General features: G+C 57.1%; 14 protein-coding genes. 8 read left to right on the forward strand and 6 right to left on the reverse strand.

Annotated elements, in window-relative coordinates; translation table 11 throughout:
- The first annotated feature begins 113 nt into the window (after positions 1–113).
- Positions 114–950 (forward strand): transposase, encoded by an 837-nt coding sequence (locus RRB22_12580; protein ID MDT8385239.1) that lies wholly within the window; start codon positions 114–116, stop codon positions 948–950.
- Between the two features lie 500 nt (positions 951–1,450).
- On the forward strand, positions 1,451–2,269 hold the full coding sequence (locus tag RRB22_12585; GenBank protein ID MDT8385240.1) for a hypothetical protein: 819 nt from the start codon (positions 1,451–1,453) through the stop codon (positions 2,267–2,269).
- A gap of 279 nt (positions 2,270–2,548) precedes the next feature.
- Here RRB22_12585 and RRB22_12590 read toward each other — a convergent pair whose 3' ends face one another.
- From RRB22_12590 to RRB22_12610, 5 genes are all read right to left on the reverse strand, one after another.
- Entirely contained in the window at positions 2,549–3,496 is a 948-nt protein-coding gene (locus tag RRB22_12590; protein ID MDT8385241.1) for a hypothetical protein, read from the reverse strand.
- Positions 3,497–3,756: 260 nt separating this feature from the next.
- Positions 3,757–4,392, reverse strand: a complete 636-nt coding sequence (locus tag RRB22_12595) for a PqiC family protein (GenBank protein ID MDT8385242.1) — start codon at positions 4,390–4,392, stop codon at positions 3,757–3,759.
- Entirely contained in the window at positions 4,392–5,405 is a 1,014-nt protein-coding gene (locus tag RRB22_12600; GenBank protein MDT8385243.1) for an MlaD family protein, read from the reverse strand. Before RRB22_12600 ends, RRB22_12595 begins: the two co-directional genes overlap by 1 nt.
- A 1-nt stretch (position 5,406) precedes the next feature.
- Positions 5,407–6,249, reverse strand: a complete 843-nt coding sequence (locus RRB22_12605) for an ATP-binding cassette domain-containing protein (protein MDT8385244.1) — start codon at positions 6,247–6,249, stop codon at positions 5,407–5,409.
- An 11-nt stretch (positions 6,250–6,260) separates the two neighbouring features.
- On the reverse strand, positions 6,261–7,451 hold the full coding sequence (locus tag RRB22_12610) for an ABC transporter permease (protein ID MDT8385245.1): 1,191 nt from the start codon (positions 7,449–7,451) through the stop codon (positions 6,261–6,263).
- A gap of 374 nt (positions 7,452–7,825) precedes the next feature.
- Here RRB22_12610 and RRB22_12615 point away from each other — a divergent pair, with 374 nt between their 5' ends.
- Positions 7,826–8,752 (forward strand): L,D-transpeptidase family protein, encoded by a 927-nt coding sequence (locus RRB22_12615; protein MDT8385246.1) that lies wholly within the window; start codon positions 7,826–7,828, stop codon positions 8,750–8,752.
- Between the two features lie 35 nt (positions 8,753–8,787).
- On the opposite strand, the gene RRB22_12620 is transcribed toward RRB22_12615, so the two are convergent.
- Positions 8,788–9,132 carry an Lpp/OprI family alanine-zipper lipoprotein gene (locus RRB22_12620; protein MDT8385247.1) on the reverse strand — a complete coding sequence of 115 codons (345 nt, stop codon included), beginning with the start codon at positions 9,130–9,132 and terminating at the stop codon, positions 8,788–8,790.
- Positions 9,133–9,652: 520 nt separating this feature from the next.
- Between RRB22_12620 and RRB22_12625 the strand changes: the two genes are divergently transcribed.
- From RRB22_12625 to ureC, 5 genes are all read left to right on the forward strand, one after another.
- Positions 9,653–10,342 carry a sulfite exporter TauE/SafE family protein gene (locus RRB22_12625; GenBank protein ID MDT8385248.1) on the forward strand — a complete coding sequence of 230 codons (690 nt, stop codon included), beginning with the start codon at positions 9,653–9,655 and terminating at the stop codon, positions 10,340–10,342.
- A gap of 1 nt (position 10,343) precedes the next feature.
- Complete coding sequence (locus RRB22_12630; GenBank protein ID MDT8385249.1) at positions 10,344–11,183, forward strand: urease accessory protein UreD; 840 nt, start codon at positions 10,344–10,346, stop codon at positions 11,181–11,183.
- 59 nt (positions 11,184–11,242) lie between these two features.
- Positions 11,243–11,545, forward strand: a complete 303-nt coding sequence (gene ureA, locus RRB22_12635; protein ID MDT8385250.1) for an urease subunit gamma — start codon at positions 11,243–11,245, stop codon at positions 11,543–11,545.
- Between the two features lie 23 nt (positions 11,546–11,568).
- On the forward strand, positions 11,569–11,874 hold the full coding sequence (locus RRB22_12640; protein ID MDT8385251.1) for an urease subunit beta: 306 nt from the start codon (positions 11,569–11,571) through the stop codon (positions 11,872–11,874).
- 62 nt (positions 11,875–11,936) lie between these two features.
- On the forward strand, positions 11,937–13,640 hold the full coding sequence (gene ureC, locus RRB22_12645; GenBank protein MDT8385252.1) for an urease subunit alpha: 1,704 nt from the start codon (positions 11,937–11,939) through the stop codon (positions 13,638–13,640).
- The last annotated feature ends 34 nt before the right edge of the window (positions 13,641–13,674 follow it).

Genomic DNA, 13,674 nt, shown 5'->3' on the forward strand with positions numbered 1-13,674 from the left:
TCAGAGAAGAGAAAGGGTCAGAGAAGAGAAAGGGTCAGAGAAGAGAAAGGGTCAGAGAAGAGAAAGGGTCAGGTCTAGCAAAGTAGCAATTATTCCGTTATTGTCATTTCATTATGTCCCGCACCATCCGCATAGAATATCCAGATGCCCTATATCACGTTACCTCAAGAGGTGATAGGCGTGAGGACATATTCGAGGACGACCAAGATCGACAGACATTTCTGGCGACACTTGAGCAGGTCGTCACCCAGTTCAACTGGATATGCTATGCATGGTGTCTGATGGATAACCACTACCATCTGCTAATTCAGACACCCGACAGCAATTTATCCAAAGGCATGCGTCAACTTAACGGTGTATACACTCAAGCCAACAACCGTCGACACCGGCGAGTCGGACATCTATTCCAAGGACGGTTCAAAGCAATTTTAGTAGATAGCGATGCCTACCTGCTGGAATTGGCGCGCTATGTCGTTCTTAACCCGGTTCGCGCCGGCATGGTTAAAAAACCGGACCGCTGGCCTTGGAGCAGCTACCGGGCAAGTATGGGTCAGGAGCGTGCTCCCACTTGGCTTGCAGAAGATGGATTGCTGGCGCTATTTGCCAAACGGCGTAGCCTAGCCCAACAGCGTTATGCGCAATTCGTAGCGGAAGGTATCAAGGCGGAATCACCCTGGGCTAATCTCAAGGGTCAGGTGTTTTTGGGCGATGACCAATTCGTAACCCGCATGCAAGCACATATCGAGGTAGGCCGGGACGACGTGCAGATACCCGTTGCACAGCGCCGACCCAAGCCGCCACCATTGGCAGAGATCGTGTCACGCGCATCCGATAGAAATACCGCCATTATTGCGGCTCATGCAACGGGTGGTTATTCTTATCAGCAAATCGCGGATTACTTCGGTGTACATTTTACGACAGTGGGTCGGATTGTGAGGCGAGGTGGGTGATGTACGCGGATGAGTGGTGCTACTTTGCTAGACCTGACCCTGATCTCCTGCGCGAGGTGGGTGATGTACGCGGATGAGTGGTGCTACTTTGCTAGACCTGACCCTGATCTCCTGCTTTGCTAGACCTGACCCTGATCTCCTGATCTCGCTGCTTGACCCTGATCTCGCTGCTTAGCTAGACCTGACCCTGATCTCGTACATTTTACGACAGTGGGTCGGATTGTGAGGCGAGGTGGGTGATGTACGCGGATAAGTGGTGCTACTTAGCTAGATCTGACCCTGATCTCGTGCTTAGCTAGACCTGACCCTGATCTCTAGCTCGGATCTCGTACTACTTAGCTAGACCTGACCCTGATCTCTATGACCCTGATCTCTAGCTGATCTCGTACTACTTAGCTAGACCTGACCCTGATCTTTGACCCTGATCTCTAGCTAGACCTGACCCTGATCTCGTAAAAAGCGGCGCGATTTAATTTAAACGTCTAGGCCCACGAAAAGAAATGTCAGACTATATACTAAATTTTGACTTAACCAGCTTTCATCAATTAGATGAATATGCATTGTTGGCCCGGCAAGATTATAACTATGGTGGTGGTAGTGGGTGGTTTGGCTCATTCAGAGGTGGACTTTATGGCAGTTACGCCCGTATTTATGGAGTATGTAACCACTATCATTCTGTACATGCTTGGGCGCAACGGCCAAGGGTTCCAAGTGAAACGGAATATCATCTTGCGTCATTATTTTTTAATATGGACTCTTTGATAGAGTGTATTACCTATGCATTAAATGCATTAGGATTTTGTGCTTCTGGGGGTAATGGGTTCAGAGATGTTACTTGCGAGAAATCGCTAAGGAAAATTTCACCCTTGGATATTATAGGTAGGTCGAATACAAATCCACCACAATCACATCTTGAAGATTATGATCGTTTTTTTCCACAGCTAAGAAAATATTGGGAAACAAGGAAAGAAATGATAAGTCTGGTTTTTGAACAACACGATGTTTCTAAGCACCGGGAAACTATATTTTCTGGTGGTAATTATAGGAATGACCCACCTAAAGGGTTTTATGAATCTATCGGTATTGGACCAGACGATTCTTCAAAAAGAGCACTGTTCTGGCCGATGGAAGAAATAATTATAAAAAGAAATCCAAAAATACCTAGAAAAGATAGAACACCACAACCAATCGAGGGGCGTATTTTACTTGAGGATTTGGTCCCAGAGTTTAAAGAGTTCATCGAACATACAGGACGACTGGCTCTATCAGATGCAAAGAATACAATTAGCCTTAAGGTTAAAGAATTTGAAAAATCCTAATAAGTGCATCAAATCGTTCGCTATCGCTCACTGGGACGCGCAAAAAGCGCACGCCATTTATGCAAGTCGTTAGTGCGCCAAGCGAAGCTTGGTGCACCTTGGATCAATAGGGTCAGTCTCGATTGATCCTAAGCCTTTTAGGATGGCCATATCTTTCAAGCCTTACTTTTCAAATTTTCTCGCCTCACCATCAATAGTGGAAAGGCTTTTGGCGGTTTTTTACCTCACTTGGCTCCATCCTCTCTGAAGCGACATTCTCAGAAAGCAATAATATCCTCGTCATAAAAATGTGACATGCCTTGAGTTTCGCAAGATACATTTTTGCCATTTTTTCAATTCTGTTCCGCCACAAGTTGGGTTCATTAAGTTCTTTTTACTGGAAGTGAAGTGAAGAAGGCTGCACGCGTGGCCGACTTCGTGCGCCAGGCAGATTGGATTCGGTCCTTCTATCGTCACATAATCAGCGAATGGACCAAGCGAGCAGCCAGCAGTTGTGCCCGTCACACTGCGTACGGCAAAAACAACCACAGGCGCCGCCCAGCCTGTCAGTCGCTGTGCGATGCCGTCAAAACACTGGGTGTTGGCGAGCCATTCAAAATAACTGCCTGCCAGCCACAGGTCTTCTCCCCACGCGGTGGCCTCACATCCCACATCAAGGTTACGATTCGGCGAAGGGCCATCAACGGTATGAATGCCGTCCACTATAAAGTCCACATTCGCCGCTTTTTTGTAGATGGCATTCGCTGTTTGTATTTCTGCCTCCAGGTCTGCTGCTGTTGTCGTCGGCGTTCCCTTCTCATCTTTCAGGATGACAATGCAGACGCGTAGTTTCTTGGTCCAGGTCACGCCAAATATGCACAAGATCAGGTCTGGGATGCCCGCAATGCGATTCACGATCTCAATAATAAGGCCCCAGATCTCGCGTATAAGCCGTCCGATAATCGGGATGGCAAGGATCAGGCCGATAATAAATCCAACGATATCCAGGATGATATGTACGATTTCGCAAACAACTCGGGTAACCCATTTGCCCACCGTGACAATAATCCATTTGACGACTTTCTCCAGAAATGTTTCTATCCAGCAAAACCACTTGTTACAGCACAGGCACCATTTCTTACATTTCTTTTTCTTGCATTTCTTGACACGCTTTTCAATCCATTCATCAATAGGCTTTTCAATCTTTTCTTCAATCCATTCCTGGACATCTTTGCAATATTGAGCCACTTGATATCTCCTTGTGAATTAAAAAAATAACGCCCGCAGCCAGCATTCCAGGAAAGATAGCACACCTTATATGGGAAACAGGCGAGGATACATGACTCGCTTGCGAGAGGGCCCATGGCGATAAGGCCAGTTCTCGTCTTGTCACCTCCCGCACTATTCATCGTCCCGTCCGTTGCAAGATGAATTCCGCGTTGTCCGGCAATCTCACGATTACGCACGTTTACACCAGAGCCTTTTCACGGCCGGCCTGAAACTAGGGATTATTGCTTGCTGACCCGTGCAATCTCCCGCGCTAGTTCCCGCCCCAGTTCGGCGACGCATTCACTCATGGCCTGCACCCGTGCCTCATAATCACGGCTGGTGGCGGTGCTGAGGTATTCATGTTGCCGGGGCGGGGCGATGGACTGTTTGTGGGCGTCGGTGAGTTCCCAGCGGACGCTGAGCCTGGCCTGGTGGTTGGTGTCGCTGTCGAAGCTGAGTACATCGATGAGAATCTGTAGCTCGATCGCCTGGCCGTGACGCCAGGGGTAGGTGCTGACGGTGGCGTCGGGCAGGGCATTGCCGAGGTTCTGGGCGAGTACGCGAGTGAAGTTGGTTTCCAGCGGTTCGGCCCAGCGATGGTATTCAGTGGTCTCGAAACGGTTGGGGCCGGTCCGCAGGATGATCTTGCTGCGATCCAGGTAGGCGGGGAATTCAATCGGGCCGAGTCCGATGCGGAGGGGGGCGGTGTGGCTCGATGCGATGCCCGGGTTGGCGTTGAGAAGATAAAAGCTCGCGGGCGGGGTAGTGCCGCAGCCGCTCAGGGCGGTTGCCAGTAGGGATATCAGTAAGGGGGCGAGGATGAAAATCATCCGGCGGTTCAGGTGATGCGATGGATAATTATGTGGGAGGTTCACTATCGTTGTTCCTCTTTTGTTTTGCCCTGGATCAGGACCTCGGGGTGCTGTTCCAGAGTGTTGGTGAGTTGGCGCAGGGCCTGGGCGCTGCTGGCGATCTCTTTCAGGGTTTGCATGAGCTGATACTGGAGCTGCGCGTCGGGTGATAGCAGGGCGTTGCTGTTGTCGGCGGTGGTTTTGATCGCGCCGAGTGCACCCTCGGCGCTGGCGGTGAGCCGGTCGGCGTTAAGGCGCAGCTGCTGCACGAGGCCGCTGGAATCCTCCGCCAGTTGCTCGCCGGTGCCTATCAGACTCTGGGTCGCGTGCAGGGTGGTGCGTGTCTCGCTGAGGGTGAGCTTGAGCTCGGTGGCGATGGCGCCGTATTGATGCGCGAGTGCCGAGTAGTCCTTCATGGTCTGGTCGAGCTGTTTGATCGCCTGCGGCAGCTCGGGTCCGTTAACAAGTTTGTCGATGCCCTGGGTGGCGCGGGCCAGATCTTCGAGCAGTTGATCGAAGGGAAACTCTTCTAGCTTGCTGGTAAATTCCTGCAGCGGCGTGGGGATCGTGGGGATCTCGATGAGGTCTTCGGTGGTGCCCATCAGTATGGCCGGTTTGTCCGGGTGGATGTCGAGCTGCACGGCGAGCTGGCCGGTGAGCAGGCTCTGCATCTGTAACTGGGCGCGAAGCCCGTGGCGGATCATGTCGCCCATGCTGCGTATCTTGTGGGTAACCTTGTCTTCACCCTTGATGAGGGTGACGCGATCCTCTTCAAGGTCGACATAAACCGGAATCTGCACCCGCTGGGTCATAGGCTCAAGCAAGAGGCGGATGTCGGTGACGGTGCCGATTTTGACGCCACGGAAGTTGACCGGTGCGCCGACACTGAGCCCCTTGACCGAGCTGGTGAAAAACATCACGAAGTGTCCCTTGCTGCTTAGCAGGCCACCGCTCAGGAGCAGGGTGGCGCCAACCCCAAGGATGACGGCGCCGATGATGAAGCTGCCGATGAGGGTGGTGTTGGCGTGACGTGCCATATCAGATCTCTCCACGGTTGAGGAAGGCGCGCACGCGCGTATCCTGGCAATGTTGTCTAAGCTGCTTCGGGTTGCCTCTGGCGATGATGGATTTGCTCTCTGTGTCGAGAAATATTCCGCTATTGCCGATAGCGAAGATGCTTGCCAGGTCGTGCGTCACCACCACGATGGTGGTGCCGAGGCTGGCGCGCAGCTCGAGTATCAGTTCGTCGAGGTGGCGTGCGTTGATCGGGTCGAGACCGGCGCTGGGCTCATCAAAAAACAGGATCTCCGGATCAAGGGCCATGGCGCGCGCCAGACCGGCGCGCTTGCGCATTCCGCCGCTGATCTCGGCAGGGTAAAGCGGCTCGCAACCACTCAGCCCTACCAGCGCCAGTTTGTAGGCAATGACATCGTTGATCTCACTGTTGCCCAGCGTGGTGTATTCGGACAGCGGCAGGGCGATGTTCTCTGCCAGGGTCATGGAACTGAACAGCGCGCCGCTCTGGAACAGGACGCCCATGTTGCGTTTGATCTTCGCCTGCGCCTCAGGTGGCGCCGCGGTAAAGCTGATGTTGTTGATCAGCACCTCTCCCTTGGCCGGTTGTTGCAGGCCGATGAGGTGGCGCAGCACGGTGCTCTTGCCGCAACCGCTGCCGCCCATGATGATAAAGGTGTCGCCGCGCGCCACGCTGAAATTGAGATCTTGCTGGATGATGCGCTCGCCATAGGCGGCGGTGAGGTTGCGCACCTCGATGTGGGCGGTGGTTGTGTCTTGCGTTGCGCCCTGCGGTCCGTTATTCGTTCCGCTGTTCGTTCCGGTATGCCGTTTGGCCGCCATTTCGGTATCCATTTCGGTAGCCATGTCGAACCCGCTCAAACGCCTAACTGCTGGTAGATGATGGTCAACGCCGAGGCGCTGATCACGATGAACACGATGCTGGTCACCACCGCCGAGGTGGTGGCCTGGCCGACCGCCGCCGCGCTGCGGCCGCACTGGATGCCGCGCAGGCAACCGGCAATGGCGATGCAGATGCCGTAGACCAGCGCCTTGCTCAGGCCGACGAGGATGTGGTTCATGTCCAGGATGCGTAGGGTCTGCACATAGTATTCAAAGATGCTGATGTCGAAGATGGTGCTGGCCACGGTCATCCCCGCCAGTATGCCCACCAGGTTGGCATACAGGGTCAGCAGTGGAATCATCATCACCAGCGCCAGTAGTCGCGGCAGCACCAGGAATTCGATGGGCGAGATGCCCAGCGTGCGCAGGGCGTCGATCTCCTCGTTGACCTGCATGGTGCCGATCTCGGCGGCGTAGGCGGCGCCGGTGCGCCCGGCGAGGATGACGGCGGTCATCAGCGCCCCCACCTCGCGCACCATGCCGATGCCGACCAGATCGGCAATGTAGATCTCGGCCCCGAACAGCGCCAGTTGCGCCGCCCCCATGTAGGCCAGGATCAGGCCGACCAGAAAGCTGATCAGCGACACGATCGGCAGCGCATTGGGGCCGGCGTCCTGCACCAGCAGCCCCACGTCGGTGCTGCGAAAACGGGCGCGGCCGCGCAGGGTGTTGAGCAGGGCGATGGCGCTGTCGCCGATAAAACGCAGCGCGCGTGGCGCGCTGTGCAGGAGGTCGAGGGTGCTTTCGCCGACCTGCTGCAGCAACGACTCCTCGGTGCTGAGCACATCGGCATCGCTGCGCGCCGGGGCGGCTGTGGCAAGCGTCAGCAGGCGTTGCACGCCTTCCGTCAGCCCGCGCTGATCAACGTCGATGCCGCACTCCTGACAGTGGCGCAGCAAACGGTGCAGGAACACCACCAGCGAACTGTCCCAGTCGCTGATGGCCGTGGTGTCGAAACGCAGTTGTCGCAGCGGAGGCGTGCCGTCGCCTGGCTGATTCTGTTGAGTGAGCTGCTGCATGAGCGGCGCGATGTCGGGCAGGCCATGTTGCAGCCGCCACTCACCCGCGAGCACTAACTGGGCCTCCCCAGGTTGCAGGGGGCGCAGCTCAAAACTCCGGACGGGCGCTGGAGGCGGCGCGGTGGTATCCATATCTTCCTTATGCATGATGGCGGCTGCTTATATGAGAGTGTAGCTACGGAATTCGCAGTTGGGGGACCGATGCCGGCCTCACTGTCAGGCGTTTTCTCCCCGGAACGGCACCGCCCGTAGTGATATTCCCCCTATCCCCATTCGTGGCCATCCCCGTCCGTCGGGTTTACGCCTGCGGCGGATGCGCGCCAGATATCTATGTCCACCGTCAGGTCAACGGCTTTTGCTATAGACTGTTACTAACGGTAACTAACGGACAGATGGATTCCGGTACCGACACAGGCTTGACCCGAGGGGCAATACACTAGATGGCGGTTTCAACAAAGATTGTACCTGGGCTGTTTGTGCCAGGGCGGCTTGTGCCCAGGCGATGGCTAGCGCAGAGCTTGTTGCTGACGATCGTGTTGAACGGCCCGGTCGCGCAGGCCATGGAGTATCCCTTGCCCGATGATGGCGATAAGCTGATCGGCGAGATCCAGTTTGTTGAGGTGCAGGCCAGAGATACCCTGCTGGATATCGCCCGGCAGTATAACGTCGGGTTTAACGAAATTACCGCGGCAAATCCCGACGTCGATCCCTGGCTGCCGCGCGAGGGAACGCAGATCACCCTGCCCACCCGATACATTCTCCCTGAGCCGCCCTGGAGTGGCATCGTGGTGAACCTGAGTGAGATGCGGCTGTATTATTTTCCGCAGGCCGAGCAGGGCAAGGCGGCGCGGGTGATTACCCATCCCATCGGGATCGGGCGGCAGAAGTGGTCGACGCCGCTGGGCAATTATCACATCACCATGAAGCTGGAAAAACCGAACTGGACCATGCCCGATTCGGTTTATAAAGAGGCGCTCGCCGAGGGTTATCAGCCGCGTCGTCTGGTGCCGGCCGGGCCGGATAATCCGCTGGGTGAATTCGCCATGCTGCTTGATGCGGACGGGCTGCTGATCCATGGCACCAACAAACCTTTTAGCATCGGCATGCGGGTGAGTTATGGCTGTTTGCGATTGTATCCCGAGGACATCAGCAATCTGGTGGCGCGGGTGCCCACGGGAACGAGTGTGCGCATCGAGGAAAACCCCTATAAGTTCGGCCGGGAAAACGGGGTGTTATATATCGAGGCCCATGCCCCGCTGCAGGAGGCATCGACGATGAAGGCCGGGGTCAATTTAACCCCGGTGGTGAGTGGCCTGGTCAAGGCGCAGGCGGACAGGCTGTCCGCCTATCAGTGGGATCGGCTCGTCACCCTGGCGGCACGCCATGACGGCATGCCGATCCCGGTGATATTTCCCCGGCATAGCGGGCTTTCGTCACAGCGTCACTAGCTACTAACTATAAAGAGAGCACCCGCCGCCGCGAGCTATTTGCGGACGGCCTTCTCGTACATGCGATCCGCCTTTTCACTGGCCGCCTTGGCCTCCTGACGTGCGGTCTGGGCCTCGCGCATGGCGCTGTCTGCGGCGGATTGGGCGCCCTGTGCGGAACGCGTGGCGTCATTGGCCGTGCTATTCGCCTGTTCTGCCAGACTCAGTGCCCGATTGGCGGTGGAACGCGCCTCGGTGGCCATGGTCTTGGCCTCTTCGGCGGTGGTCTGGGCGGCTTCGGCGGTAGTCTGGGCCTTTTGCACGTCGGCAGTGGAGGCGCAGGCGCCCAATAGCATCACTACGGTGCCTATCGAGGCGATTTTATAGAATGGTGTTTGCATGGTTTCCGTCCTTGTTGTTGTTGGATATTTTAAAGCTGACGCTTCACTTTAATGTTAGTGCTATTTATTCCGAGCGGAAAGCGGAAACACGGAATTTAGTCATAATTTAAAAGAGGGTTTCAGGCCGAACGCCGGTTTGCACACGGGCCGCGAATTTTTTTCATGGCGCGGGGATTCAGGGGAAAGGGGAAAAGTGGCAGAGAATGAGAACAGGGTGAGTGAGGCGGGACTGCTGCAAAGAGGTGATCTGCACACTTATGTGTCAGTCATCAGCTTCCTGCACCAGATGAGTGCCTTGTGCGTCGTGATCTATCATTGTCTCAGCGGCAGGGTGTGATGGGCGTATCCGCCAGGCGTTGCACCAATATCCGCTAAGTCTCTGTAAGGGATTATGAATTACCGGACGATTGCGCTACCGGCTGCGACGCAGCGTAGCTCAGACAGACCCGTCGGTCTGGCTGGCATAGAGATTGCTCTGCCATGGTGCAGTTAACCAAAACGGGCGTACCGCGAAGCCATTATGGAACAATCCTATTTTGTAATTTTATCGTTGGCCTTCGGCCTCGGCATGCTGCATGCGCTGGATGCGGATCACATCATGGCGGTCACCAGTCTGGCCGGGACCAAAAAGGGCCTGGGTGCTAGTCGCCGTTATTGTCTGCAATGGGCCCTGGGTCACGGTGCGATGCTGTTGATCGCCGGCGTCGCCATGTTTCTCCTCGGTCGCGCCATCCCGCCGCAAGTGAGCCATGTCGCCGAGGTGCTCGTCGGCGTGGTACTGGTGGTCATTGGGGTGAGCGTGTTGCGCGACATCAGGCGCAAGCGGGCGCATATCCATTTTCACCAGCACGACAAGCTGCTGCCGCACGCGCACTGGCACCAGCATGAAGCCACGGTGGTACATTCACCGTCGTCACACCGACATGCGCACAAGGCGGTGCTGTTCGGTATGCTGCACGGCCTGGCCGGGTCGGCGCCCTTGCTGGCTCTGCTGCCCATGAGTCAGTTGTCATCGCCCGTAAAGGGCCTGATGTACCTGTTGTTGTTTGCCCTGGGCACGCTGCTGAGCATGTTGCTGTTTGGCGGGCTGTTGGGGGGCGCACTGGCCTGGCTGCACGCCTACGGCGAGAAGCTTATTGAGCGCCTGCGCCTGGTGATCGGCATGACGGCCATCGTCTTCGGCGTGGTCTGGATACAGGCGGGGCTGTAAGGTGAGCGCCGTCGCCGAAGTCATGACCGCGGGCTGGCAGGCCCACCTGGCGCTGGGGTTTCGTCATGACGGGCGACGCACGATTTTATCGCGGCGCGAGCACCGGGGGCCGCTGCTGATCCAGCGGGCCTTCTATCCCGAGGGTGAACCCTGCCATATCTATTTGTTGCACCCGCCCGGCGGTGTGGTGGGCGGTGATCAGTTGCGCCTGGAAGTGGAAGTGAATGACGGCGCGCATGCCCTGATCACCACACCGGCGGCGAGCAAGTTTTATCGCAGCAAGGCCGCCACGGCCGTGCTGGAACAGACATTTAAGGTTAGCTCCGGCGCGACCCTGGAGTGGTTGCCGCAGGAGACGATCCTGTTCGCCGACAGCCATGTGCGTATGCGGACCGATGTCAGGCTCGAGGCCGGGGCCGGCTTTATCGGCTGGGAACTGCTGTGTCTGGGGCGCCCTGCCAGCGGCGAAAAATACACTCTCGGTAATTGCCAGCAACGCCTTTCGATCTGGCGCGATGACATGCCGCTGCTGCTGGAGACCACGCGCCTGCATGGCGCGGCCAGCGTGCTTGAGCGCAACTGGGGCCTGCAGGGAGCCAATGTCATGGGCACCTGTATTGCGGTGAATGCCGACAAGACGGTGTTGCAGGCGGTGCGCGATGCGGACCTACAGATCGCTAACGGTCTGTTTACGGTGACCCTGATCCATGACGTCCTCATCTGCCGCGCTCTCGCCCTGCAGGCGGAGCCGGCACGTCGGGCCTTTATTGAGGCCTGGAAGATTATTCGTCCGCTGTTATTAAAGCGTCCGGCCTCGACGCCGCGGATCTGGTTTACCTGAGAGCCTGTGAAAAAATCGAACATTATAATGCTGAATAAAACATTGATAGGAGTTGCACCGTGGAGCTAACCCCCCGGGAAAAAGACAAGTTGTTGTTGTACACCGCCGCCATAGTGGCGCGGGATCGCAAGGCGCGCGGCGTAAAGCTGAACTACCCCGAGGCCATGGCCCTGATCTCGGCGGCGATTGTCGAGGGCGCGCGCGACGGCAGGAGCGTGGCCGAGTTGATGAGTTATGGCACCACACTGTTGACGCGTGATGATGTCATGGATGGCATTGCCGAGATGATCCACGACGTGCAGGTGGAGGCCACCTTTCCGGACGGCACCAAGCTGGTGACCGTGCACAATCCGATTCAGTAAGCGATTAAGTAAAGGGAGCAGTCATGATACCCGGAGAATATTTTATCGAGCCAGGCGAGATCGAACTCAATCAGGGTCGGGATACCGTCACCCTGGTGGTAGCCAATCGTGGCGATCGGCCGGTGCAGGTCGGTTCGCACTACCACTTTTATGAGACCAATTCCGAACTGGTGTTTGAGCGCGAGGCGGCGCGGGGCTATCGCCTCAATATCGCCGCCGGTACCGCGGTGCGTTTTGAGCCGGGACAGGAACGCGAGGTGGAGCTGGTGGCCTATGCAGGCGACCGCGTGGTGTTTGGCTTTAACGCGAAGATTTCCGGAAAGTTATAAGACGAGTTATATCCAGTTAGGTTAAATCGTATCACTTCATAAAAAAACAGGGCAGCGATGTAATGGCACGGATCAGTCGGCAGGCATATGCAGAGATGTACGGACCCACCACCGGCGACCGCGTGCGCCTGGGGGATACGGAGATCGTTATCGAAGTGGAACGCGATCACACCATCTACGGGGATGAGGTCAAGTTCGGTGGCGGCAAGGTCATCCGCGACGGCATGGGGCAGAGTCAGCGCCTGGCCAGGGACGTGGTGGATACGGTGATCACCAATGCCCTGATCCTGGATCACTGGGGTATCGTCAAGGCCGACATCGGCATCAAGGACGGGCGCATCGCGGCGATCGGCAAGGCCGGCAATCCGGACGTGCAGCCCGGTGTGAATATCATTATCGGTCCCGGCACCGAGGCCATTGCCGGCGAGGGCCAGATCGTCACTGCCGGCGGTATCGACGCGCACATCCACTTTATCTGTCCGCAACAGGTGGAAGAGGCGCTGATGTCCGGCATCACCACCATGCTGGGCGGCGGCACCGGTCCGGCCACCGGCACCAACGCCACCACCTGTACGCCGGGGCCGTGGCATATCCAGCGCATGTATCAGGCGGCCGATGAGCTGCCGATGAATTTCGGTTTCATGGGCAAGGGCAATGCCAGCCAGCCCGGGCCATTGGAGGAACAGCTCGCCGCCGGCGCCATGGGCCTGAAACTGCACGAGGACTGGGGCACGACCCCGGCCGCCATCGACAACTGCCTGAATGTCGCCGAGGCCTTTGATGTGCAGGTGGCGATCCATACCGATACCCTCAACGAGTCCGGTTTCGTCGAGGATACCCTGGCCGCCTTCAAGGGACGCGCCATTCATACCTATCACACCGAGGGCGCCGGTGGCGGCCATGCGCCGGACATTATTCGTGCCTGCGGCGAGTCGAATGTGTTGCCCTCGTCGACCAATCCCACGCGTCCCTATACGGTCAACACCATTGATGAACACCTCGACATGCTGATGGTGTGCCACCACCTCGACCCGAACATTGCCGAGGATGTCGCCTTCGCCGAGTCGCGCATTCGTCGCGAGACCATCGCCGCCGAGGATATCCTGCACGACCTCGGCGCCTTTGCCATGATCTCGTCAGACTCGCAGGCCATGGGGCGGGTGGGTGAGGTCATTACCCGTACCTGGCAGACGGCGCACAAAATGAAAGTCCAGCGCGGTCCGCTGGGCGAGGATTCGGCGCGTAACGACAATTTGCGGGCCCGCCGTTATATCGCCAAGTACACCATCAATCCCGCCATTACCCACGGCATCAGCCATGAGGTGGGCTCCATCGAGGTCGGCAAGCTGGCGGACCTGGTGTTGTGGCGGCCGGCCTTTTTCGGCGCCAAGCCCTCGCTGATCATCAAGGGCGGCATGATCGCTGCCGCGCCAATGGGTGACCCCAATGCCTCCATCCCCACGCCCCAGCCGGTGCACTACCGGCCGATGTTTGGCGCCCTGGGTAAGGCGCGCAGCGCCACCTGTCTGAGCTTTGTCTCCCGCGCCGCCTATGACAACGGCGCCGCCGAAAAAATGGGCCTGACAAAAGGGGTCGCCGCAGTGGCCCATACCCGCGACATCGGTAAACGCGACATGGTGCTGAACAGCTACCAGCCGCGCATCGAGGTCGATGCGCAGACCTACGAGGTGCGCGCCGATGGTGAGTTGTTGATCTGCGAACCAGCCAGCGTGCTGCCCCTGGCGCAGCGCTACTTTTTGTTTTAACGCTTTACGTACGCCGTACGAACACTTTTGTAAC

The sequence above is a fragment of the Gammaproteobacteria bacterium genome (assembly GCA_032250735.1).
Classification (GTDB): Bacteria; Pseudomonadota; Gammaproteobacteria; order SZUA-152; family SZUA-152; genus SZUA-152.